Genomic DNA, 22,824 nt, shown 5'->3' on the forward strand with positions numbered 1-22,824 from the left:
TCGCGGCCCCCAACCGATTCAGGAGTCCCCATGCTCAAGTCTCTGTTTCAACGTCTTTGTGCATTCAGCCTGGGCCTCGGCCTGGCCTGCACGGCCCAGGCCCGGACCGACGTCACCTACCTGCTGCCGGCACCGCCCAACTCGCCGGCCTTCGCGCCCTGGATCATCGCCAAGGAGAAGGGTTACTACGCCGACCAGGACCTCAACCTGACCTTTATCGCCGCCAAGGGCGGGGTCGACGTGGCCAAGCAGATCGGTGCCGGTAATGCCTTGCTCGGCGGCGCCATCGGCGACACGCCGATCGTGGTCCGGGCCAATGGTATTCCGGTGCGCGCCGTGGCGGTGCTGGGCTCCGGCGGGGTGACCATGATCGCCACCAACGCCAAGGAAAATATCGAGTCCATCACCGACCTCAAGGGCAAGACCATGACGGTGATGTCCTACTCCGACACCACCTACTACGCCCTGCTCGCCTCGCTGCGCAAAGCCGGCCTGAGCAAGACCGACGTGAATATCCAGGCCGCCGGGCCGGCCGGGGTCTGGCAGCTGTTCTCGGCCGACAAGGCCCAGGCCATGGCGGGCGTGCCGGACTGGGTGGTCAACGCCGAAGAGGCCGGGGTGCGGATCAAGCTGATTCCCCAGGCGCAGATTTTCGAAAGCATGGCCCAGGCGATCCTCGCCTCCGACGACGCCATCAAGAACCAGCCCAAGGTCGTGCGCGGCGTGGTCCAGGCCACCCTGCAAGGCATGCGCGACATTATCCAGGACCCGCGCGCCGCCGCCGTGACCTTCGCCAAGGCCGTGCCGGCCTACGCCGGCAAGGAAGACTCGCTGGAGAAGGTTTTCAAGCTCTACGTCGAGCATGTCTACGCCAACCAGCGCGTGCTCGGCCACATCGATCCGCAGCGCCTGGACAAGGTCCGCCAGTTATACGTCAGCGAAGGCATCGTCAGCCAGGAGCCCAAGCTCGAGGACCTGTTCACCAACCAATTCGTCGACAGCCCGGTCGCCGCGCAATGAGCCACCGGGACAACAAGGTACGCACACGATGAAAAGCCTGAATAACTCCATGCTCGGCAGCGCCGCGCTGCTGGTCCTGTTCCTGGTGCTCTGGCAATGGGGCCCGGGCCTGCTCGGCATGCCCGAATTCGTCATGCCGCAACTGAGCCGCGTGGCCCAGGAAAGCCTGGTGATGTGGCACAGCGGCGGCCTGCTGCAACACACCCTGATCACCGCGCTGGAGATCATCGTCGGCTTCGGCCTCGGCGCCCTGCTGGGAGTGGTGATCGGCGTGTCCCTGGGCCTGTCGCCCGCCGCCGAAGCCATGTTGTCGCCCTACATCCTGGCCTTGCAGATCGCCCCGAAAGTCGCCTTCGCGCCGCTGTTCGTGATGTGGCTGGGCTACACCATCTACCCGAAGATCCTGATCGCCATCCTGATCGTGTTCTTCCCGGTGATGATCAACGTGCTCTCGGCGATCCGCACCGTCGATCCGGACATGATCAACCTGGTGCGCACCATGAACGCCAGCCGCTGGCAGATCTTCCGCCTGGTGGAGTTCCCCTCGGCCATGGCCGCGCTGTTCTCCGGCCTGCGCATCGCCTCGACCCTGGCGGTGATCGGCGTCACCGTCGGCGAGCTGGTCGGCGGCAACCAGGGCCTGGGCTTCTTGCTGGTGGACGCCGAGGGCCAGGGCAACACCGCCGGGGTGTTCGTCGCCATTGTCATGCTCACCCTGATCGGGGTGATCGCCTACGGCGCCGTGGTCTGGGCGGAAAAACGCGTCCTGCACTACATGCCCAAAGCCATGCTGAGCACCCAATAATGAACAGCCAGAATCTTCTGCTTGAAGGGCGCCGGGTGCTGGTCACCGGCGGCGCCCGTGGCCTGGGCTACGCCTTCGCCCAGGCCATCGGCCGGGCCGGTGCCCGGGTGGTGATCGCCGACGTGCTGCAAGAGCGCGTGCAGCAAGCCGCCAGCGAACTGCGGGCCCAGGGCCTGGACGTCCAGGCCGTGACCCTGGACCTGGCCCAACCGGCCTCCATCGACGCCTGCATCGCCGCCACCCTAAACCTGCTCGGCGGCCTCGACGGCCTGGTGAACAACGCCTCGATCACCAACTCCGGCGGCAAAGGCTGCGAAGAGCTGAGCATCGACACCTGGGACCAGGTGATGCAGGTCAACGTGCGCGGCACCTGGCTGATGACCACCGCCTGCCTGCCGGCCCTGCGCGCCAGCGGCCACGGCGCCATCGTCAACCTGGCCTCCGACACCCCGCTGTGGGGCGCGCCGAACCTGCTGGCCTACGTCGCCAGCAAGGGCGCGATCATCGCCATGACCCGCAGCCTGGCCCGCGAGCTGGGCGCCGACAACATCACGGTCAACGCCATCGCCCCCGGCCTGGTGCTGGTGGAGGCCACCGCCTACGTGCCCGAGGCACGCCACCGTTTGTACAACGACCAGCGGGCCATCCAGCGCCCGCAACTGCCCGAAGACGTCAGCGGCGCCGTGCTGTTCGCGCTGTCCGACCTTGCCCGCTTCATCACTGGACAAACCCTGCCGGTCAACGGCGGGTTCGTCATGCCTTGATCTGGAGACTGTCATGACCGATCTATCTGCCCAAAACGCCACCCCGAAAAGCTGGGACCGCCCTGCCGGCGCCAGCCTGGAAAGCTGGATGAACACGCGGATCGCCCGCTACCAGACACGCAAGTACGACTGGGACGCGCTGAAGTTCCAGGCCGACTACGACCCGAAATTCCGCCGCGCGCAAATGCGCTACATCGGCACCGGCGGCACTGGTGTCAGCAGTGACATGAACACCATTGCGTCGGAGCACTTCACCTTTTCCACCATGGTCATCCCGGCCGGCCACGAAGGCCCGCCGCACCTGCACATCGACGTCGAGGAAGTGTTTTTCGTGCTGCGCGGCAAGCTCAAGGTGGTGCTGGAAAAGGACGGCGAGCGCTTCGAGACCATCCTCACCGACCGCGACGTGATTTCCGTGCCGCCGGGCGTGTACCGCGAAGAGATCAACATCGGCGACGAAGACGCGCTGATGTGCGTGATGCTCGGCGCGAAAAAGCCGATCACCCCGACCTATCCGCCAGAGCACCCTCTGGCCTCGATCAAGCGCGGATAAGCCCATGTTGCCAGGCCTCTCTCAACCCGTATCGACGGCGGACCTCCAGGCCCGACTGGCCCGCGACTTTGCCCAGCGCCTGGTGCCCGTGGCCGGCGGCCGGCAGGCCCTGCGCGAATGCGGCGCGGGCCCGGCGATCGTGCTGCTGCACGGCATCGGTTCCGGGGCGGCGTCCTGGCTGCAGGTGGCCCGACAACTGGCGCCCCAGGCCCGGGTCATCGCCTGGGACGCGCCCGGCTACGGCGATTCCAGCCCCCTGGAATCCCCCGCGCCCAAGGCCGAGCACTACGCCGCCCGCCTGGTGCAGATGCTCGATGCCCTGGACGTCGAGGAATGCGTGCTGGTGGGGCATTCCCTCGGCGCGCTGCCGGCCCTGGCCTTCGCTCGCAGTTCACAGGCGAGCCGGGTGAGTCGCCTGCTACTGATCAGCCCGGCCCGGGGTTATGGCGCCCCGGAACGCGGCGAGCAGCGCCAGCAGGTGCGCCGCCAGCGCCTGGAGAACCTGGAGCATCTGGGGATCGCCGGCCTGGCCGAACAACGCAGTGCCCACATGCTCTCGCCCAACGCCGCGCCGCAGGCCCTGGCCTGGGTGCGCTGGAACATGGCGCGGCTCAACCCCGCGGGTTATCGCCAGGCCATCGAGCTGCTGTGCGGCGACGACCTGCTGCGCCACGGCCAACCCGGCATGCCCTGCGAAGTGCATTGCGGCGAAGCCGACCGCATCACCCCGGCCGAGACCTGCCTGACCCTGGCCAAGGCGCTGGGCGCCAGCTTCAACCTGATCGCCGACGCGGGCCACGCCAGCCCCATCGAACAACCGCTGGTGGTCGCGGGCCGCCTGGCCTTTGCCATCAAAGAATCCCTGACAGGTAGAACCCTATGAACGACTCCGATCCGCTGAAGGACGCTCAGGACAAATACATAGTGCCGGGCCTGGAGCGTGGCCTGTTGCTGCTCTGCGAGTTCAGCCGGCGCAACCGCACCCTGACCGCGCCGGAACTGGCCCGCCGCCTGGCCCTGCCGCGCTCGACCATCTTCCGCCTGCTCACCACCCTGGAAACCATGGGTTTCGTCACCCGCAGCGGCAACGAATACCGCCTCGGCATGTCGGTGCTGCGCCTGGGCTTCGAATACCTGGCGTCGCTGGAGCTGACCGAGCTCGGCCAGCCGCTGCTGGCGCGCCTGTGCGACCGCCTCAACTACCCGAGCAACCTGGTGGTGCGCGACGGCCGCTCGATCGTCTACGTGGCCAAGGTCTCGCCGCCCTCGGTGTTCTCCAACGCGGTCAACGTCGGCACCCGCCTGCCGGCCCACGCCACGGTGCTGGGGCGCATCCTCCTGGAAGACCTGTCCCTGGCCGAACTGCGCGAGCTGTACCCCGAAGAGCATCTGGAGCAGTACTCCCATAGCACGCCGAAAACCGTGCTGGAGCTGTTCGACATGGTCCAGGCCGACCGCCAGCGCGGCTTTATCAGCGGCGAAGGTTTCTTCGAATCGGCGATCTCCACGGTGGCCGCGCCAGTGCGCGACCAGAGCGGGCGCATCGCCGCGGCGCTGGGCGTGACCATCCCCACCACGCAGATCGGCCACGTCAATTTCGAGGAACTGCTGTCGCAGGTCCGCCGCAGCGCCGACGAGCTGTCACGCCTGCTCAACTACAACGGCGTGGCCCACGACGGGCAACAGCGCGTGACCGCCTTGATGAGGGATTGAGATGAGCCTTTATCAACTGCAAGGTCGCACCGCGATCGTCACCGGCGGCTCCTCGGGCATCGGCCTGGCCTGCGTCGAGCTGCTGCTGGAAGCCGGCGCCGCCGTGGCCTTCTGCGGACGCGACGGCGAGCGCCTGCACAGCGCCGAAGCCGGCCTGCGCCAGCGCTTCCCCCAGGCCCGGATGCTGGCCCAGGTGTGCAACGTGCTCGACGCCGAATCGGTCAGCGCCTTCGCCCATGCCAGCCAGGCCGCGCTCGGCGAGGCCAGCGTGCTGATCAACAACGCCGGGCAAGGCCGGGTCTCGACCTTCGCCGACACCAGCGACGCCGCCTGGAGCGAAGAGCTGAACCTGAAGTTCTTCTCGGTGATCAACCCGGTCCGCGCCTTCAAGGCCCAGCTGGAAAGCCAGCGCGAGGCCGCCATCGTCTGCGTCAACTCGCTGCTGGCCTGCCAGCCGGAACCGCACATGGTCGCCACCTCGGCCGCCCGCGCCGGGGTGATGAACCTGGTGCGCTCGATGGCCACCGAATTCGCCCCGCAGGGCATCCGGGTCAACGGCATTCTCATTGGCCTGGTGGAGTCCGGGCAATGGCGCCGGCGCTTCGAGGCCCGCGAAGAACGCGACCTCGACTGGGCGCAATGGACCGCCCAGCTGGCGCAACGCAAACACATTCCCTTGGGGCGCCTGGGCCTGCCGCTGGAAGCGGCCCGCGCGATCCTGTTCCTGGCCTCGCCTCTGTCGGCTTACACCACAGGCAGCCATATCGATGTATCCGGAGGCCTGTCCCGCCATGCGTAACGAAAACACTGTCACCGTGGGCGCTGCCATCACCGCCTTTCTCGAACAATGCGAGGTCAAGGCCGCGTTCGGCGTGATCTCGATCCACAACATGCCGATCCTCGATGCCTTTGCCGTGCGCGGCAATATCCGCTTCGTCATGGCCCGCGGCGAAGCCGGCGCCGCCAACATGGCCGACGCCTACGCCCGCACCACCGGCGGCCTCGGCGTGTGCCTGACCTCCACCGGCACCGCGGCCGGCAACGCCGCCGGCGCCATGGTCGAAGCGCAGACCGCCGGCACGCCGCTGCTGCACATCACCGGGCAGATCGAAACGCCGTACCTCGACCAGGAACTGGCCTACATCCACGAAGCCCGCGACCAGTTGAACATGCTCAAGGCGGTGTCCAAGGCGGCGTTCCGCGTGCGCAGCGTCGAGACCGCCATCAGCACCCTGAAGCTGGCGGTGCAGACCGCCCTGACCGCGCCGACCGGGCCGGTGAGCGTGGAAATCCCGATCGATATCCAGTCGACCTTTATCCCGATGCCCACCGACCTGTCGCCGTTGCCGATCCCGGTCGCGGTGCCGGCGCCGGAAGCCCTCGACCTGGTCGCCGAACGCCTGGCCGGGGCCAAGCGTCCGCTGCTCTGGCTCGGCGGTGGCGCCCGGCATGCCGGGGCGCAGGTCAAGCGCCTGCTGGCCATGGGCGTGGGCGTCATCACCTCGACCCAGGGCCGCGGCGTGGTCAACGAAGACGACGAGCGTTGCCTCGGGGCCTTCTCGCAGAACAAGCGGGTCGAGCAGTTCCTGCAAACCTGCGACGCGCTGCTGATCGCCGGCTCGCGGCTGCGCAGCAACGAGACCTTCAAGTACGCCCTGAAGCTGCCGCAGAACACCCTGCGCATCGACGCCAACCCGGCCATCGAAGGCCGCAGCTACGCCAGCGAACTGTTTATCTGCGGCGACGCCGCGCTGGCCCTGGAGGGCCTGGCCGACCGCCTCGAAGGCCGCCTGCAGACCGACCCGGACTTCCTCGCCGAACTCAAGGCGGTCCGCGAGCAATCGCGCAGCCAGCTGGTGGCCGACCTGGGGCCGTACTCGGCGATGGTCGAGCAGTTGCAGGCCAGCACCGGCCGCAACTTCTCCTGGGTGCGCGACGTGACCCTGTCCAACAGCATCTGGGGCAACCGCCTGCTGACCCTCTACCATCCGCGCGCCGGGGTCCACGCCCTCGGTGGCGGCATCGGCCAGGGCCTGGCGATGGGCATCGGCGCGGCTGTGGCCGCCGCCGAAACCGCGCCCGGGCGCAAGGTCTTCGCCCTGGCCGGCGACGGCGGTTTCATCCTCAACCTCGGTGAGCTGGCGACCCTGGTCCAGGAGCGCGCCAACCTGGTGATCCTGCTGATGAACGACCAGCGCTACGGGGTGATCCGCAATATCCAGGACGCGGTCTACGGCAGCCGCCATTGCTACGTCGACCTGCACACCCCGGACTACACCAAGCTCGCCGAGTCCCTGGGGCTGCGCCACGGCCTGGTCACCGACCTCAAGGACTTCGGCAAGGTGGTGGACAGCGCCCTGAGCCAGCCCGGCCCGTTCCTGCTGGAAGTCGACATGCTCAGCGTCGGCAACTTCGCCACCCAGTTCGCCGGCCCGCCCAACAGCGAAACCAAAGCCCAGAAGGCCACCGCCTGAGGATCGCGCCATGTTGCATATCACCATGATCGGCTGCGGCGCCATTGGCGTCGGCGTGCTCGAACTGCTGGAGCAGGACCCGCAGTTGTGCGTGGACTACGTCATCGCCTCCCAGGGTTCCGAAGCCCTGGTGCGCCAGCGCCTGGCCAGCTTCAAGCAGCCGCCGCAGGTACTCACCGCGCTGCCGGCCGACGCCCGTCCGGACCTGCTGGTGGAATGCGCCGGCCACCGGGCCATTGAAGAGCACGTGCTGCCGGCCCTGGAGCGCGGCATCGCCTGCCTGATCGTCTCGGTCGGCGCGCTGTCCGAAGTCGGCCTGGTGGAGCGCCTGGAAGCCGCCGCCGAACGCGGCCAGACCCGCATCGAACTGCTGCCCGGCGCCATCGGCGGCATCGATGCGCTGTCGGCGGCCAAGGTCGGCGGGCTGGACTCGGTCAACTACACCGGGCGCAAGCCGGCCCGCGCCTGGAAGAACACCCCCGGCGAGCAGGCCTGCGACCTCGACAGCATCAGCGAGGCCACGGTGATCTTCCAGGGCAGCGCCCGCGAAGCGGCGCGGCTGTACCCGAAGAACGCCAACGTCGCCGCCACCCTGTCGCTGGCCGGGCTGGGCCTGGATCGCACCCAGGTGACGCTGATCGCCGACCCCCACAGCGAGGAAAACGTCCACCACTTCGAAGCCCGGGGCGCCTTCGGCGGTTTCGAGTTGAGCTTGCGCGGCAAGCCGCTGCTGGCCAACCCCAAGACTTCGGCGCTGACCGTGTACAGCGTGGTCCGCGCCCTGGGCAACCACGCCCACGCGATATCCATTTAAGGAGCCGGTCGATGACCCTCGAACAGACTTTACCGATCTGCATCGCCGGCGAGTGGCGCCTGGGCCGCGGCGAGCGTTACGCCAGCCGCTACCCGGCCACCGGCGAAGCCGTGGCCTGGCTCAACGCCGCCGATCTGCAGGATGTCGAAGACGCCATCCAGGGCGCGCACCAGGCGTTCCTGCACAGCGGCTGGGCCCAGCGCAAACCCCACGAGCGGGCCGGCGTGCTGTACCGCATCGCCGAACTGATCCGTGAGCGCGGCGAAGAGCTTGCGCAATTGCAGCGCCAGGACAACGGCAAGCCGATCAACGAGACCCGCGCCCTGGTGGCCAGCGCCGCCGGCACCTTCCAGTTCTTCGCCGCGGCCTGCGAAACCCTGGAAGAAACCATCACCCCGTCGCGCGGCGATTTCGTCAGCATGAGCGTGTATGAGCCAATGGGCGTGGTCGCCGCGATCACCCCGTGGAACTCGCCGATCGCCAGCGAGGCGCAGAAGGTCGCGCCGGCCCTGGCGGCGGGCAACGCGGTGGTGATCAAGCCGGCGGAAATCACCCCGCTGCTGGCCCTGCGCCTGGCCCGCCTGTGCGAAGAAGCCGGCCTGCCCAAGGGCCTGGTCAGCGTGCTGCCCGGCAAGGGTTCGCTGCTCGGCGACGCCCTGACCCGGCATCCGCTGGTCAAGCGCGTGTCGTTCACCGGCGGCACCCGCACCGGCAAGCACATCGCCCATATCGCCGCCGACAAGATGATGCCGGTGTCCCTGGAACTGGGCGGCAAGTCGCCGACCATCGTCCTCGACGACGCCGACCTCGACCACGCCGTGGCCGGGGTGCTGTACGGCATCTTCAGTTCCTCGGGTGAAGCCTGCATCGCCGGCTCCCGGCTGTTCGTCGCCCGTGCCTTGTACGAGCCGTTCATGCAGCGCCTGGTGGCGGCCGCGGCCAACCTGCGGGTCGGCGACCCGGCCGACGAAAACACCCAGATGGGCCCGCTGATCAGCGCCGGCCATCGCGAATCGGTGGAGCGCTACGTGGCCCTCGGGCTGGCCGAGGGCGGCCGCCTGCTGCTCGGCGGCCAGCGCCCAACCGGCGGCATCTACGATCAAGGCTACTTCTACCCGCCGACCATCCTCGAAGGCCTGAGCAACAGCCAGCAGACCTGCCAGGAAGAAATCTTCGGCCCGGTGCTGGTGGCCATGCCCTTCGATGACGAAGCGCAGCTGCTGGAGCAGGCCAACGACAGCCTGTACGCCCTCGCGGCCGGGATCTGGAGCCGCGACTACAAGCGCGCCTGGGCCCTGGGCCGGCGCCTGCAGGCCGGCACGGTGTGGATCAACACCTACAAGCAGTTCTCGATCTCCACGCCCTTCGGCGGCTGGCGCGACAGCGGCCTGGGCCGCGAAAAAGGCCGCCTGGGCATCCTGCAGTACATGGAACAGAAGAGCCTCTATTGGGGCATGAACGAACAGCCACTGGCCTGGGCCGGTGTGCCACGAGAGGTAGCGCTATGAGCGTGTTAGGCATCGATGAAGTCACCTATGGCGTCGAGGATCTGGACACCTGCGTGCGGTTTTTCAGCGACTGGGGCCTCAAGCAGGTCAGCGCGCAGCCCGACGAGGTGATCTTCGAAACCCTCAACGGCTGCCGCGTGGTGCTCGCCGACCTGGACAAGCCGGGCCTGCCGCCCGCCATCGAGGCCGGCTCCACCGTGCGCGAAGTGGTCTGGGGCGTGGCCAGTGCGGCGGACCTGGCGCTGTACCGCCAGCGCATCGCCCATGACCCGGGGTTTGTCGAGGCCGACGGGCGCATCGGCTGCACCGATCCCAACGGCCTGGCGATCCGCCTGCAAGTGACCCGCAAGCGCGAGATCGACATCGAGTGCAGCGGCCACAACACCTGGCAGACCAAGGGCCGGATCAACAAGGCGGCGCCGGTCTATGAACGCGCGACGCCGATCGAAGTCGGCCACGTGGTGTTTTTCGTCAAGGACGTGAACGCCTGCGAAGCCTTCTACCACGAGCGTTTCGGCTTCCAGGCCTCGGACCGTTACCCGGACCGCGGGGCGTTCTTGCGCACCGCCGAGGAAGGCGGCCACCACGACCTGTTCATGCTGCAACTGCCGGCGCCGCGGGCCGGGCTCAACCACGTGGCGTTCACCGTGCGCGACGTGCACGAAGTGTTCGGCGGCGGCATGCACATCTCCCGCAGCGGCTGGACCACCGAGATCGGCCCGGGGCGGCACCCGGTGTCTTCGGCGTTCTTCTGGTACTTCAAGAACCCCGCCGGCGCGCTGGTGGAGTACTACGCCGACGAAGACCAACTGACCGGCGAATGGCAGCCACGCACCTTCGAACCGGGGCCCACGGTGTTCGCCGAATGGGCGATTGCCGGCGGCATCGACGGCCATACCCGGCGCCAGCAGAACGTCGAGGCGCCGCAAGGCAAATTCCTCACCGACAAACCGAAACCCTGAGCAGGAGTCGTCCATGCCTTCCCTGAACATTGCCATCGCCGGCGCCGGTATCGGCGGCCTGACCGCCGCCATCGCCCTGCGCGCCGGCCACCGGGTCACCGTGTTCGAACAGTCGAAAGCCTTCCTGCGGGTCGGCGCCGACATCAACCTCACGCCCAACGCGGTGCGCGCACTGGACGGCCTGGGCATAGGTGCCGCGGTGCGCCTGCCGGCCGCCCGGCCGACCCATCGCATCAGCCGGATGTGGGACAGCGGCGAAGAAACCTCGCGCCTGGAAATGGCCGACGCCGCCGAGCGCAAATACGGCGCGCCGCAACTGACCATCCACCGCGCCGACCTGCTGGCGGCCCTGGCCGAAGTGTTCCCGCTGGAGCAGGTGCAATTCGCCAAGCGCGTCGAGCGGGTGATGCAAGACGACGACGGCATCGCGCTGCACTTCAAGGATGGCAGCCAGCACCGCTGCGATGTCTTGATCGGCGCCGACGGCATCCACTCGGTGGTGCGCAACACGCTGTTCGGCGAAGAACATCCGCGCTTCACCGGGGTGGTGGCCTACCGCGCGGTGGTGCCGGCCGAGCGCGTGGCCCAGGTGCCGAACATCCAGGCCTTCACCAAATGGTGGGGCCCCAACCCGCAGAGCCAGATCGTCACCTTCCCGCTGAACCAGGGTAAGGACATCTTCATCTTCGCCACTACCGCCCAGGACAGCTGGCACGAGGAGTCCTGGACCAGTGCCGGCGACGCCGAGGAACTGCGCAGCCACTACCGGGCGTTCCACCCGGACGCCCGCGCCCTGCTCGACGCCTGCACCGATGTGCTCAAGACCGCGCTGTACGAACGCGATCCGCTGCCGTTCTGGTCCAGGGGCGCGATCACCCTGCTGGGCGACGCCTGCCACCCGATGATGCCGTTCATGGCCCAGGGCGCCGGCCAGGCCATCGAGGACGCGGTGGTGCTCGCCCGCTACCTGCACGACCTCGACAGCCCGGCGTCGGTCGCCGCGGCCTTGCAGGCCTACCAGCAGGCGCGCCTGGCGCGCACCAGCCAGATCCAGATCGGCTCGCGGGGCAACCAGTGGCTCAAGGACGGCGGCAACGCCGACTGGGTCTACGGCTATGACGCCTGGGCCGTGCCCACCGACAGCGCGGCCTGAACATGAGCGAGACATTGCTGGTGACCGTGCTGCTCAAGCACGACCAATCGAAGAACCTGGAAGACATCCAGCGCCACATGAAGCAGCAGGACTGGTGGGAGCGCTTCCCCCCGCAAGGCGTCGAGCTGGTGTCGTGGACCGTGGCCATGGGCCTGGGCCAGATCGTCACCCTGCGCTTGCCGCCGAGCCTGCTGCCGACCCTCAACGTCGAGCTCGAACGCTCGGCCTGGGGCGTGTTCGGCACTGAGGTTTTCCCGACATACGACTTTATCCCGGTGCGCGAAACGATCCGCGAACGGGTACGCAACGGAGGTCAATGACATGAACACCCACGAACGATTCCTCGAACCCCATCAGGCGCGCAAGCGGCCCAACACCCAGTTCGAAGAGCTGCTGGGCGATTCCATCGAGCGCGCTTTCGGCAATGGCGTGAGCGAGCTGCCGGCGCTGCTCGCCCACCTCAACCTGGCCGGGCCGCCCTGCCCGCTGACCAGCGGCGAGTGGACCGAGGATGCCTATAAAACCCTGATGGCCCGGCTGGGCGAATGACCCGGCAGAAGGAATAACAAGATGAATACGCAACTGACCGTCGACCCTGTTGAAAATCACCTGGCCAATGGTCTCAAGGACCTCTGGTTCCCGGTATTGCCCTCGGACCTGCTGGGCGAGAAGCCGGTATCGGTGCGCCGCCTGGGCTACAAGATCGCCCTGTGGCGCGACAACGATGGCAGCGTCCATGCCCTGGAAGACCATTGCCCGCATCGCGGCGCGCCGCTGTCCCAGGGGCCGGTGCTGGGTGATCGCCTGCAATGCCCTTACCACGGCGTCGAAGTGCGCTGCGACGGCACCGTGACCAAGGTGCCCGGCAGCCCCGGCTGCAAGCTCGAAGGCAGCCGGCCGACGCGGATGTTCCACACCCGCGAAGCCGCCGGCGCGATCTTCCTGTTCAACGCCACCGACCCGCACTTGGAAACCCCGCCGGAACTGGTGCTGCCGGAGCAGCTGAGTTCCCCCGAGTGGAGCAGCTTCGTCTGCTACACCGAGTGGAAAGGCGACTACCGCTACGTGCTCGACAACGTCATGGACCCGATGCACGGCACCTACCTGCACAAGATGTCGCACTCGATGAGCGAAGGCGAAGCCACCGCCAAGTTCGTCACCCGCGATACCGACAACGGCTTCTTCTTCGAGAAGGAAGGCCAGCGCGGGGTGAACTTCGACTGGACCGAGTTCATGGACAACGGCTGCCACTGGCTGCGCCTGGAAATTCCCTACCCGAAAACCGGCGGCCCGGGCGGCAACTTCACCATCATCGGCAGCTACACCCCAAGCAGCCGTTCGCTGGCGGCGGTGTTCCACTGGCGCTGCCGTCCGCTGACCGGCTGGCAGCGCGACACCTGGCGCTTCCTCTACAAGAACCGCCTGGAAGCGCGGCACTGGGCGGTGCTGGAGCAGGACCGGGTGCTGCTGGAGTTCATGGAGCCGGACGCCAACCAGCGCGAAAACCTCTACCAGCACGACCTGGGCGTGGTGCGGCTGCGGCGCTACCTGAAGAACGCCGCCAAGGCCCAGCTCGAACTGATCGAAGCGAAGCAGTTGCCATGAACCGGGCCGTGCACCGGGTGCGCAGCGCAGCCGTGGCCGAGCCGGCCGGCGCCAGTTGGTCCAATGCCCTGGTGATTGGCCGCGAGGTGCTGCTGTCCGGCATGACCGCGCACCCCGCCAGCCGCGAGGCCGTGCAAGCCGGCGCGGCGCTGGATGGCTACGCCCAGACCCTGCTGGTGCTGGGCAAGATCCAGGCCTTGGTGGAAGCCGCCGGCGGCCACATCGGCAATATCTGTCGGCTGACGGTGTACCTCACCGACATCGCCGACAAGGAGCAGGTGGGCCGCGCCCGGCGCGATTTCTTTGCCGGGCAGGAGCTGTTCCCGACCTCCACCCTGGTGGCGGTCAGTGCGTTGGTGTTTCCCGAATTACGGGTCGAAATCGAGGCCGACGCCCGGCTCGATGTCGACCTGCGTACCGTCATAGAGGTGAACGATGTCTAAACCCTCCTTCCTCACCGCCCGCGTCCACACCCTACGCTACGAAGCCGAAGGCATCATCAGCGTCGAGCTGCGGCCCCTGGGCGATACGGTGTTCCCGCCGTTCGACGCCGGCTCGCACATCGACCTGCACCTGGCCAACGGCCTGGTGCGCAGTTACTCGCTGCTCAACTCGCCCAGCGACCAGGGCCGTTATGTGGTCGGCATCCTGCGCGACCGCAACAGCCGCGGCGGCTCGGAATACGTGCACAGCCAGCTGCGGGTCGGCATGCACCTGTCGATCGCCGCGCCGCGCAACAACTTCGAACTGGAACCGAGCGCCAGCCACAGCGTGCTGGTGGCCGGTGGCATCGGCATCACGCCGATCTACTGCATGTTCCGCCAACTGCTGGCCCTGGGAAAATCCGCCGAGCTGATCTACTGCGCGCGCTCGCGCCAGGAGGCCGCGCTGGTGGAAGAGCTGAGCGGGCTCAAGGCCCGGGTGATCTACCACTTCAACGACGAGAAAGGCGCGCCGCCGGACCTCGCCGCCTACCTCGCCGGCCAGCCGGCGGACACGCACTTCTACTGCTGCGGCCCGACGCCGATGCTCGATGCCTTCGAAGCCACCTGCGAGCGCCTGGGTTATCCCCATGCCCATATCGAGCGCTTCGCCGCCGCCGAGTTGCCGCCCAGCGCAGACGCCCAGAGCAGTTACAGCGTCGAGCTGAAAAAGTCCGGCAAGACCCTGTCCGTGGAGCCCGGCCTGAGCCTGCTGGATGTGCTGCTCGAAGCCGGCTGCGACATCGACCACAGCTGTCGCGAAGGGGTCTGCGGCTCCTGTGAAACGCGGGTGGTGGAAGGCGAGATCGACCACCGCGACGGCGTGCTGACCAAGGCCGAACGGGCGGCCAACCGATCGATGATGGTCTGCGTTTCCGGCTGCAAGAGCCGGCGCCTGGTGTTGGACCTCTAGCACGCTATGTAATTGCTACGTAACGGTTACGTAATTGCTACGTAATCGTTGCCAGGCAAAGGCTGTACGGCTATTACATACCGCCAAAACCGCTGGAAGGCTGCAAAACGACCGCTGTAGCCGCTGCCGAGCCTGCGAGGCTGCGATCGGTTGCGCAGCAGCCGCAAAACCTGCCAACCGCACTTCCATTGATGCACCCCGGCGTCCGGATGGCGGCCCCTGCGGTGCCATTCGCCGCCTCGCGGGCTCGGCAGCGGCTACAGGCAGTGATGTCGGCCTTTTTTAGGCTCGCGGTTTATGGCGAAAAATGAACTTTCGCTGTAACCGACAGGCATCTGATTGTTCACCAGTAAAACAAACTTCCTGCCCGCTTATTTAACAGCGTGCAATAAAGACGCACCTATAACGCGCAACTTTGTTACCCACTTTCCCCGCTGTTTCACAGGCTGCACAGAAGCCTGTGTTTCCCATATAAACAATTGTTTTCAATAAGCTTTTCATAAACATCCAAGATGCAGGATGCCTGGCACAGTTCCTGCTCTACCCCCTGTAAATCCACGGGCCAAACGGCGTTCCACCGATAAAACAACAATAACCAGCACTTAATCCGGCAAGACCCACTCCCGCCACAGTTGCCTTATCAGGCAAGCGGGTAAGTGTTGCCGATCATCAAGTAGCGCCGAGCATTAAAGGTGAGGTCAAAAATGAAACGTCATGTCTTATGTGCAGGATTGATGGTAGTCAGTTGCGCAAGTTTCGCCGTCGAACCCATTCCTTCCGCCCCCGTGCGGGCCAACGCCGCCAGCAAGCCTTTTCCGCATATTTCCTGGCGCAGTGACGACGGCGACAGCAGCCTGGATATCGGCGGCGCGCTGCGCACCAATTACCGCGACGAACATTGGGACACCACCGAGAATAACGGCCGGTTCCTGTTCGACACCTTCCGCCTGGATGTGCAAGCCACCTACAAGAACCTCTACAGCGATATCGGCTACTGGTTCCAGGACGACGGCAAGCGCTCCATCGATCGCGGCTTCGTCGGCTACCGACTCAACGCCAACGCCAGCCTGCAACTGGGGGCGCCGTTCAAGCCCTTCGGCCTGGAGCCCTATCCGCAGTTCGGCTGGAGTTATCACATCCCGTTTTTCATGGGCTACGGCGTGAGCGCAGGCTCGGGCCTCAAATACACCTACAAGGATCAGGACTGGGACGTGCAGCTCGGCTACTTCCCGCGCATGTTGCCCACGGATATTCGCTACTCGCCGGAGGTCGGGCGTTACGCCGACCTCGATAACAACGCCATTGCCTTCACCCAGTCGCGCCAGGACAACGAGAAGCGCAACCAATTCAACGCCCGCGTGGCGCGGACCTTCAACAGCGATGGCTGGAAGACCGAGATCGGCGCCTCGCTGGCCACCGCCCAGCTCTACAACGCCACCACCAGGGACGATGGCGACTACTGGGCCGCGGGCGTGCACGCGGTCATCAGCAAGGGTCCGTGGACCGTCACCACCCAGGGCATCCGCTACGAGTTCGATCCCCAGAACCCGACCGGCGTCAGCCAGGATTCGGTGCTGATGGGCGGCAACGGCCTGACCCCGGCGTACCTGATCGCCTCCAAGGCCACCATCGCCTCGTTCAACGTCGGCTACGACATCTACACGCCCAAGCTCGGGCAATTGAAGAAGATCAAGCTGTACAACGACTACAGCCGGATGATGAAAGACCGGAGCGGCTGGGACGACTCGCAGATGTACACCGTGGGCGCGCAGTTCCTGGCCATGCCGATCATGGCCTGGGTCGACCTGACCTGGGCCCGGAACGCCAACCCCTACGGTGGCGCGGAGAACGGCAGCGGCTTCACCAGCACCAGCTCGGTGGGCAGCAACCAGTGGTACTACCGGACCAACGTCAATATCGGCTACTACTTCTGAGGCCTGCCGGACCGCGCCGCATTTTCGTTGACGTTCATCGCGAGCAAGCTTCGCTCCTACGGAGGCGATAAAGCGTGCCGAGGCGCTCGATTCAGCCCCTTTCCCCGTCTGCCGTTCCTCGGCTCGACGCGCTATATGCAGACGGCGGGCGCGCGCACCGGTATAGTGCGCCCCCTCTTCACATGGACAGCCGTCGGTAACGAGGCTCAACCCCATGGGAAACCCGAACTAATAACAACCCGCGAATTGGAACCGGGACGAACACTCGCCCCACCTGTCGTGCTGCCCGCGCGACGGTGTGTAACTCGATGTTTCGGACCGCCCAGCTTCTGCCTTTACAAAAAACAGCGAGGAATACTCCATGCTCGAAGTCATCAACGACTTCCTCTCAGGGAAAGTACTGATCGTGCTCATTGTCGGGCTCGGTAGCTACTTCACGATCCGCTCGCGTTTCGTTCAATTGCGCCATTTCTTCCACATGTTCGCGGTGTTCCGCGACAGCCTCAAAGGCAGCGCCGGGCAACTCAGCTCGTTCCAGGCCCTGATGCTCAGCCTTGCCGGCCGCGTCGGTGCAGGCAACATCGCCGGTGTCGGCATCGCCGTGACCCTCGGTGGTCCGGGTGCGGTGTTCTGGATGTGGGTGACCGCACTGGTCGGCATGTCCAGCAGCTTCTTCGAATGTACCCTGGCCCAGGTCTACAAGCGCGCCGATGGCGACGGCCTGTACCGTGGAGGTCCGGCTTACTACATCCAGCACGGCCTGAAGCTCAAAGGCATGGCGGTGGTGTTCTCGATCCTGCTGCTGGTCACCTACGGCTTCGCCTTCATCGGCCTGCAGTCCTACACCGTGACCCACTCGCTGCAGAACGCCTTTGCCTTCGACCCACAACACACCGGTATCGTCCTGGCGGTGCTGCTGGCCATCACCTTCATCGGCGGTATCAAGCGCATCGCATCGGTGTCCGACCTGCTGGTACCGATCAAGACTCTGGCCTATATCGGCGTGACCCTGTACGTGATCGGCACCCAGATCGAACAGGTCCCAGCCATGCTGGAAACCATCTTCAAGAGCGCCTTCGGTCTCGACCCGGCCTTCGGCGGCTTGCTCGGCAGCGCAATTGTCATGGGCGTGAAGCGTGGCGTATTCGCCAACGAAGCGGGCCTGGGCAGTGCGCCGAACGTCGCCGCCGTGGCCGCCGTGAAGCACCCGGGCGCCCAAGGCGTGGTCCAGGCTTTCAGCGTGTTCCTCGACACCTTCGTGATCTGCACCTGCACCGCGCTGCTGATCCTGCTGTCGGGCTTCTACACCCCGGGCTTCGAAGGTGACGGCATCGTCCTGACCCAGAACTCGCTGGCCGCCGTGGTCGGTGACTGGGGCCGCATGTTCGTCAGCGTCGCGCTGTCGCTGTTCGTTTTCACCTGCATCCTCTACAACTACTACCTGGGCGAGAACAGCCTGCAGTTCCTCACCCGCAACCGCGCTGCGCTGATGACTTTCCGCGGCCTGGTGCTGGCGCTGGTGGTCTGGGGTTCGATGCAGGACCTGTCGACCGTGTTCGCCTTCGCCGACATCACCATGACCTGCCTGGCCTTCGTCAACCTGGTGGCCCTGGCCATGCTGTTCAAGGTCGGCCTGCGCGTGATGCGCGACTACGACGAGCAGCGCCGCGCCGGCGTCAGCCAGCCAGTGTTCGACTCCAGCAAATTTACCGATCTGGACCTGGACCTGAAGGCCTGGCCGACCAGCCCGTCGGTTGCTGCCGAGGCCGACGTTCAGCCGCAAGGTATTCCCGCAGCGCAACGCTGATCGGGTAAAAACCGGGCGCATGTCTTGCGCCCGGCGTGACACAAGCGGCTGTCAGCTTCATGCTCGACCGCACGCTGTCATCGTTCCGGAGACTCCCCAATGAATGCCAACACCTATCCTGCCGCGCAGAACGTCATGGTGCTCTACACCGGCGGCACCATCGGTATGCAGGCCAGCGCCCACGGCCTGGCCCCGGCCTCGGGTTTCGAGGCGCGGATGCGCGACTACCTGCACAGCCAGCCCGAGCTGGTGGTGCCCGACTGGCGCTTTCGCGAGATGGCGCCACTGATCGACAGCGCCAACATGACCCCCGCCTACTGGCAGCGCCTGCGCGAAGCCGTGGTCGATGCGGTCGATGTGCAAGGCTGCGACAGCGTGCTGATCCTGCACGGCACCGACACCCTGGCCTACAGCGCCGCGGCCATGAGCTTCCAGCTGCTGGGCCTGCCCGCCCGCGTGGTGTTCACCGGCTCGATGCTGCCGGCCGGGGTGACCGACAGCGATGCCTGGGAAAACCTCGGCGGCGCCCTGGTCGCCCTCGGCCAGGGCCTGGCGCCGGGCGTGCATCTGTACTTCCACGGTGAACTGCTGGCGCCGACCCGCTGCGCGAAAATCCGCAGCTTCGGCCGTCATCCGTTCGCGGCGTTGCAGCGCCAGGGCGGCGCAGCCAAGGCGACGTCGATTCCAGCGCAGCTGGATTACCGCCAGGCCAAGCAACTGGCCAGGGTCGGCGTATTGCCGCTGGTGCCGGGGATCGCCGCCGAACAACTCGACGCCCTGCTGGGCAGCGGCATCCAGGCGCTGGTGCTGGAGTGCTTCGGCAGCGGCACCGGGCCGAGCGATAACCCGCAGTTCCTGGCCAGCCTGCAACGCGCCCGGGAACAGGGCATCGTGGTGGTCGCCATCACCCAATGCCATGAAGGCGGCGTGGAGCTGGACATCTACGAGGCCGGCAGCCGCCTGCGCGGCGTCGGCGTACTGTCCGGCGGCGGCATGACCCGCGAAGCGGCCTTCGGCAAGCTCAACGCCCTGCTGGGCGCCGGCCTGGACAGCGCCGAAGTGCGGCGCCTGGTGGAACTGGACCTGTGCGGCGAGCTGAGCTGACAGCACGTCATCGTTCACCTTCATCGCGAGCAAGCTCGCTCCTACAGAAGCTCCACAGTCCCTTGTAGGAGCGAGCTTGCTCGCGATAGCCGCAACGCGGCGATCCAGCCGCCGCCCCACGCCATCGTTGGAATTTGTCGCAGGCGCGGCATACAAATTGCTCCGTTTTCAGCATCCCCCGGGCTGGAAACGGACATGCTGCACTCCCACCTCACCACCCTCAACGCCGTCTCGCTGGTGCTCAACACCTTCAAGGACCAAGGGCTGCCCAGTGACGCGCTGCTGGCCGGCAGCGGCATCAACGCCGCCGACCTGAGCCGCGCCGACACCCGCATCACCACCAACCAGGAAATGCTGGTGTGCGCCAACGCCGTGGCCCTGCAACGGGATATCGGCCTGGAGCTGGGCCGGCGCATGCACGTCTCCAGCTACGGCATGCTCGGTTATGCCCTGCTCACCAGTGCCACCTTAGGTGACGCTTTGCGCCTGGCGCTGCGTTATCCGGCGCTGTTGGGAACACTTTTCGAGCTGAGCCTGGAAACGGATGGCGAGCTGATCTGGCTGACCGCCGCGGATTACCGCGAGAACCCGGCGCTGGCGACCTTCAATATCGAGTTCTGCCTGGTGTCGATGAAGGTCATCTGCGACGACCTGCTGGGCCATCCACTGCCCTTGCGCGGTGCCCGCTTCGACTACCCCGCCCCCGATTACCAGCGCCGCTATGCCGAGCGCTTCGACTGCCCGCTGCAATTCGATGCAACCTGCAATGCCTTCGCCTTCGACCGGCGCTGGCTCGAACAGCCGCTGCCCCTGGCGGACGCCATCACCCACCAGGCCATGGCCGAACGCTGCCGCAAGCAGAACACCGAATTCACCGGGCGCCAGGCGTGGCTGGGGCGTATCCGCCAGCTGCTGGCGGCGCAACTGGACGCCGCGCCGGGACTGGAAGGCCTGGCCGAACAGATGAACTGCTCGGCCCGCACCCTGCGCCGGCACCTCAAGGACCTGGGGTGCAGCTATCAGGAACTGCTCGACGAGCTGCGCTTCGAGCGGGCCAAGCAGATGCTCTGCGAGGACGACCTGCCGATCTACCGCATCGCCGAAGCCCTGGGCTTCAGCGAAACCGCGAGCTTCCGCCATGCCTTCGTGCGCTGGAGCGGCGTCGCCCCGAGCCAGTTCCGGCCCTGACACAAACCCCGGCATAAAACCGCCGATTGCATTACATTGCCGGCCTTTCATACCGGCAAGGGACTGCAAACGTGAACTTCTTTACAGGCATCGTTGCCAGGCACATCCGCTTTTGCGCGAACGGCCTGGCGCTGCTGATGCTCGCCATCGCCCCCGCCGTCCAGGCATTCGACCTGGACCTGGCCAAGATCAAATGGTGGCAAGTCTCCCGCGGTATCGTCCTGGACGAGCCGGAAACCGCCACCCTGCAGATCAAGCCGTTCCCCCTGCCAGGCCTTGAGCAACTGCCGGCGCGGATCGTGCTCAGCCAGTACCGCGGGCTGTTTTATCTCAACGCCTACCAGGACGCGCAGTACCAGCAGCGCATCTACAAGTCGCCGCCCTTGCCGCTGTTCAGTCCCGAGGAACTGCGGGCCTGCGTCTCGCCGGACGACCCGATCCAGGTCTCGGACAACTGGCCGCCGAGCAATCAGCTCGAAGTCGGGCTGAGCCTGACGCCCTTGAGCTTCAATTGCATCAGCCCGGACTGGCAGCTCAGCCAGCGTTATCTGCTGATCGACCAGCGCTATCCGCAGCAGCCGATGCTGGCCATCAGTCACCGCCGCGACCTGACCCAGATGGACTTCACGCCACTGCAACCGATCGGCACCGAGATCGAGCAACAGTGGTTGTACGCCCTGCAGCGCTTTCCTGCGTGGTTCCGGCCCTTCAGCAGCGGCGCAGGTCCGATCACCTTCAATGCCTATGTGCCAGCGGCCACGGCGGATGACGTCTGGGCGCGGTTCCGCGAACTCCACGAGCAACTGCGCAAAGCCAAGGACAAGGGGCCGGGCATCCGCCAGGTAGAAGACTTCTTCGCCGCCCATGACTTTCGCACCATGGCCCAGGACCACAGCGAATACCCGGGCCTGCTCAACGACATCGCCTACTGGACCAGCGAGGCCGGCCAGCTGAAAACCGCCCGCCCCTGGCTGCTGGAGGTGCTGCGCCGGGAACCCGGGCGCATGCCGACCTACCTCAACCTGGCCGACCTGGACTGGGCCCAGTTCGAACAACGGCCGCTGGACAACATCCACCAGGGCCGCGCCATCGAGCGCTATCGGCTGTATTGCGGCCTGCGCCTGCAACGCCAGTTGAGCGTGCCGCCGCGCGTATTGCAGCGCCTGGGCCTGAAGTCCGCCAACCCGCAGGCGTGCCAGGGCTTCTGGCCGCTGGTGGCCGCCGTGGATGCCGGCGACGCGGCCGAGGTCCGGCGCTTGCTGGCCAGCGGCGTCAGTGGCGAAGTCATGGCCGACGACGGGCGCAGTGCCCTGCTGCACGCCCTGGATGCGCCAAACCTGGAGATCGCCCGACTGCTGCTGGCCCACGGCGCCCATACCAGCGGCCAGTACAAATGGACCACCCTGGCCCTGCAGGCCATGGAGCGCGACCTCAAGGACAGCCCCGACCTGAACCAGGGCGGGCGCCTCAAATTCCTCCTGGAAGCCGGGGTCGCCGTCGACGAGCAAAACAGCCGGGGCTACACCCCGCTGATGCAACTGGCCGAGCAGACACGCAACCTCGAAGGCTTCACCTGGCTGCTGCAACACCCGCAGAACCTCGAACTGCGCACCGTGGATGACAACGAAACCGCACTGTACCGGGCGTTCTGGGGCAACAACTACACGGCCATGAGGCAACTGATCGAAGCCGGTGCCAATCTCAACCTGAACTACGGTCGTGGCACCTGCTCCAACCAGCAACCCGGCGGCCAGAGCCTGCTGACGTTCGTCGCCGACAAGACCTCCGCCGACGACAAGTCCCCCACTGTCAGCCAGCAGGAGACCCTGGACATGTTCACCCTGCTGCTGGAGAAAGGCGCAGATCCGAATGCCGGCCAGCGCTGCGAGAAAAACAGCCGCGCCCTGCTGCTGGGTATCCTCACCCGGAAAAAACGCGAGGACATGCTCCAGGTGCTGCAGCGCTTCGATCAAGCGCCGCCCGCAAGCTGACCCCGCTGGCGCCCCGCAATGGGGCGCCGTGCTG

22 protein-coding genes are annotated in these 22,824 nt (G+C 66.3%); all 22 read left to right on the forward strand.

Annotated features, from left to right (window positions below):
• Positions 1-30 precede the first annotated feature (30 nt).
• The 22 genes from PMI20_RS02565 (at position 31) to PMI20_RS02670 (ending at position 22,790) form a co-directional block, all read left to right on the forward strand.
• Positions 31-1,020 (forward strand): ABC transporter substrate-binding protein, encoded by a 990-nt coding sequence (locus tag PMI20_RS02565; RefSeq protein WP_007928507.1) that lies wholly within the window; start codon positions 31-33, stop codon positions 1,018-1,020.
• 28 nt (positions 1,021-1,048) lie between these two features.
• Positions 1,049-1,825, forward strand: a complete 777-nt coding sequence (locus PMI20_RS02570; RefSeq protein ID WP_007928506.1) for an ABC transporter permease — start codon at positions 1,049-1,051, stop codon at positions 1,823-1,825.
• Positions 1,825-2,589 carry an SDR family oxidoreductase gene (locus PMI20_RS02575; RefSeq protein ID WP_007928505.1) on the forward strand — a complete coding sequence of 255 codons (765 nt, stop codon included), beginning with the start codon at positions 1,825-1,827 and terminating at the stop codon, positions 2,587-2,589. Before PMI20_RS02570 ends, PMI20_RS02575 begins: the two co-directional genes overlap by 1 nt.
• 13 nt (positions 2,590-2,602) lie before the next feature.
• Positions 2,603-3,142 carry a cupin domain-containing protein gene (locus tag PMI20_RS02580; RefSeq protein WP_007928504.1) on the forward strand — a complete coding sequence of 180 codons (540 nt, stop codon included), beginning with the start codon at positions 2,603-2,605 and terminating at the stop codon, positions 3,140-3,142.
• 4 nt (positions 3,143-3,146) lie between these two features.
• Positions 3,147-4,025 (forward strand): alpha/beta fold hydrolase, encoded by an 879-nt coding sequence (locus PMI20_RS02585; protein WP_007928503.1) that lies wholly within the window; start codon positions 3,147-3,149, stop codon positions 4,023-4,025.
• A complete protein-coding gene (locus PMI20_RS02590; protein ID WP_007928502.1) occupies positions 4,022-4,855 on the forward strand; it encodes an IclR family transcriptional regulator in 834 nt (277 codons plus the stop codon). The genes PMI20_RS02585 and PMI20_RS02590 overlap by 4 nt, the downstream gene beginning before the upstream one ends.
• Position 4,856: 1 nt before the next feature.
• Positions 4,857-5,654: an SDR family oxidoreductase gene (locus tag PMI20_RS02595; RefSeq protein ID WP_007928501.1), complete on the forward strand. Its 798-nt coding sequence runs from the start codon at positions 4,857-4,859 to the stop codon at positions 5,652-5,654.
• Positions 5,647-7,329, forward strand: coding sequence for a thiamine pyrophosphate-binding protein (locus tag PMI20_RS02600; RefSeq protein ID WP_007928497.1), 1,683 nt, complete (start codon positions 5,647-5,649; stop codon positions 7,327-7,329). The genes PMI20_RS02595 and PMI20_RS02600 overlap by 8 nt, the downstream gene beginning before the upstream one ends.
• A gap of 10 nt (positions 7,330-7,339) precedes the next feature.
• Complete coding sequence (locus PMI20_RS02605) at positions 7,340-8,143, forward strand: aspartate dehydrogenase (RefSeq protein ID WP_007928496.1); 804 nt, start codon at positions 7,340-7,342, stop codon at positions 8,141-8,143.
• Positions 8,144-8,154: 11 nt separating this feature from the next.
• A complete protein-coding gene (locus tag PMI20_RS02610; RefSeq protein ID WP_007928494.1) occupies positions 8,155-9,651 on the forward strand; it encodes an aldehyde dehydrogenase in 1,497 nt (498 codons plus the stop codon).
• Positions 9,648-10,613, forward strand: a complete 966-nt coding sequence (locus tag PMI20_RS02615) for a VOC family protein (protein ID WP_007928492.1) — start codon at positions 9,648-9,650, stop codon at positions 10,611-10,613. The genes PMI20_RS02610 and PMI20_RS02615 overlap by 4 nt, the downstream gene beginning before the upstream one ends.
• Before the next feature lie 13 nt (positions 10,614-10,626).
• Positions 10,627-11,766, forward strand: coding sequence for an FAD-dependent monooxygenase (locus PMI20_RS02620; RefSeq protein ID WP_007928490.1), 1,140 nt, complete (start codon positions 10,627-10,629; stop codon positions 11,764-11,766).
• Between the two features lie 2 nt (positions 11,767-11,768).
• A complete protein-coding gene (locus PMI20_RS02625; RefSeq protein WP_007928488.1) occupies positions 11,769-12,086 on the forward strand; it encodes a hypothetical protein in 318 nt (105 codons plus the stop codon).
• Position 12,087: 1 nt separating this feature from the next.
• A complete protein-coding gene (locus PMI20_RS02630) occupies positions 12,088-12,315 on the forward strand; it encodes a recombinase-like helix-turn-helix domain-containing protein (RefSeq protein WP_007928486.1) in 228 nt (75 codons plus the stop codon).
• Between the two features lie 21 nt (positions 12,316-12,336).
• On the forward strand, positions 12,337-13,371 hold the full coding sequence (locus PMI20_RS02635; RefSeq protein WP_007928484.1) for a Rieske 2Fe-2S domain-containing protein: 1,035 nt from the start codon (positions 12,337-12,339) through the stop codon (positions 13,369-13,371).
• Complete coding sequence (locus PMI20_RS02640) at positions 13,368-13,814, forward strand: RidA family protein (RefSeq protein ID WP_007928483.1); 447 nt, start codon at positions 13,368-13,370, stop codon at positions 13,812-13,814. Before PMI20_RS02635 ends, PMI20_RS02640 begins: the two co-directional genes overlap by 4 nt.
• Positions 13,807-14,766, forward strand: a complete 960-nt coding sequence (locus PMI20_RS02645; RefSeq protein ID WP_007928482.1) for a PDR/VanB family oxidoreductase — start codon at positions 13,807-13,809, stop codon at positions 14,764-14,766. Before PMI20_RS02640 ends, PMI20_RS02645 begins: the two co-directional genes overlap by 8 nt.
• Before the next feature lie 704 nt (positions 14,767-15,470).
• Complete coding sequence (locus tag PMI20_RS02650) at positions 15,471-16,700, forward strand: putative porin (protein WP_007927554.1); 1,230 nt, start codon at positions 15,471-15,473, stop codon at positions 16,698-16,700.
• A 361-nt stretch (positions 16,701-17,061) separates the two neighbouring features.
• Positions 17,062-18,507 carry an alanine/glycine:cation symporter family protein gene (locus PMI20_RS02655; RefSeq protein ID WP_007927555.1) on the forward strand — a complete coding sequence of 482 codons (1,446 nt, stop codon included), beginning with the start codon at positions 17,062-17,064 and terminating at the stop codon, positions 18,505-18,507.
• Positions 18,508-18,606: 99 nt separating this feature from the next.
• Complete coding sequence (locus tag PMI20_RS02660; RefSeq protein WP_007927556.1) at positions 18,607-19,611, forward strand: asparaginase; 1,005 nt, start codon at positions 18,607-18,609, stop codon at positions 19,609-19,611.
• A gap of 195 nt (positions 19,612-19,806) precedes the next feature.
• Entirely contained in the window at positions 19,807-20,799 is a 993-nt protein-coding gene (locus tag PMI20_RS02665; protein ID WP_007927557.1) for an AraC family transcriptional regulator, read from the forward strand.
• 71 nt (positions 20,800-20,870) lie between these two features.
• A complete protein-coding gene (locus PMI20_RS02670; protein WP_007927559.1) occupies positions 20,871-22,790 on the forward strand; it encodes an ankyrin repeat domain-containing protein in 1,920 nt (639 codons plus the stop codon).
• Positions 22,791-22,824 lie beyond the last annotated feature (34 nt).

The organism is Pseudomonas sp. GM17, from assembly GCF_000282175.2.
In the GTDB taxonomy this organism is placed as follows: Bacteria; Pseudomonadota; Gammaproteobacteria; order Pseudomonadales; family Pseudomonadaceae; genus Aquipseudomonas; species Aquipseudomonas chlororaphis.

Coding starts and splice junctions, on each gene's coding strand:
- PMI20_RS02565 (WP_007928507.1), top strand. CDS start 31: ATGCTCAAGTCTCTGTTTCAACGTCTTTGTGCATTCAGCCTGGGCCTC.
- PMI20_RS02570 (WP_007928506.1), top strand. CDS start 1,049: ATGAAAAGCCTGAATAACTCCATGCTCGGCAGCGCCGCGCTGCTGGTC.
- PMI20_RS02575 (WP_007928505.1), top strand. CDS start 1,825: ATGAACAGCCAGAATCTTCTGCTTGAAGGGCGCCGGGTGCTGGTCACC.
- PMI20_RS02580 (WP_007928504.1), top strand. CDS start 2,603: ATGACCGATCTATCTGCCCAAAACGCCACCCCGAAAAGCTGGGACCGC.
- PMI20_RS02585 (WP_007928503.1), top strand. CDS start 3,147: ATGTTGCCAGGCCTCTCTCAACCCGTATCGACGGCGGACCTCCAGGCC.
- PMI20_RS02590 (WP_007928502.1), top strand. CDS start 4,022: ATGAACGACTCCGATCCGCTGAAGGACGCTCAGGACAAATACATAGTG.
- PMI20_RS02595 (WP_007928501.1), top strand. CDS start 4,857: ATGAGCCTTTATCAACTGCAAGGTCGCACCGCGATCGTCACCGGCGGC.
- PMI20_RS02600 (WP_007928497.1), top strand. CDS start 5,647: ATGCGTAACGAAAACACTGTCACCGTGGGCGCTGCCATCACCGCCTTT.
- PMI20_RS02605 (WP_007928496.1), top strand. CDS start 7,340: ATGTTGCATATCACCATGATCGGCTGCGGCGCCATTGGCGTCGGCGTG.
- PMI20_RS02610 (WP_007928494.1), top strand. CDS start 8,155: ATGACCCTCGAACAGACTTTACCGATCTGCATCGCCGGCGAGTGGCGC.
- PMI20_RS02615 (WP_007928492.1), top strand. CDS start 9,648: ATGAGCGTGTTAGGCATCGATGAAGTCACCTATGGCGTCGAGGATCTG.
- PMI20_RS02620 (WP_007928490.1), top strand. CDS start 10,627: ATGCCTTCCCTGAACATTGCCATCGCCGGCGCCGGTATCGGCGGCCTG.
- PMI20_RS02625 (WP_007928488.1), top strand. CDS start 11,769: ATGAGCGAGACATTGCTGGTGACCGTGCTGCTCAAGCACGACCAATCG.
- PMI20_RS02630 (WP_007928486.1), top strand. CDS start 12,088: ATGAACACCCACGAACGATTCCTCGAACCCCATCAGGCGCGCAAGCGG.
- PMI20_RS02635 (WP_007928484.1), top strand. CDS start 12,337: ATGAATACGCAACTGACCGTCGACCCTGTTGAAAATCACCTGGCCAAT.
- PMI20_RS02640 (WP_007928483.1), top strand. CDS start 13,368: ATGAACCGGGCCGTGCACCGGGTGCGCAGCGCAGCCGTGGCCGAGCCG.
- PMI20_RS02645 (WP_007928482.1), top strand. CDS start 13,807: ATGTCTAAACCCTCCTTCCTCACCGCCCGCGTCCACACCCTACGCTAC.
- PMI20_RS02650 (WP_007927554.1), top strand. CDS start 15,471: ATGAAACGTCATGTCTTATGTGCAGGATTGATGGTAGTCAGTTGCGCA.
- PMI20_RS02655 (WP_007927555.1), top strand. CDS start 17,062: ATGCTCGAAGTCATCAACGACTTCCTCTCAGGGAAAGTACTGATCGTG.
- PMI20_RS02660 (WP_007927556.1), top strand. CDS start 18,607: ATGAATGCCAACACCTATCCTGCCGCGCAGAACGTCATGGTGCTCTAC.
- PMI20_RS02665 (WP_007927557.1), top strand. CDS start 19,807: ATGCTGCACTCCCACCTCACCACCCTCAACGCCGTCTCGCTGGTGCTC.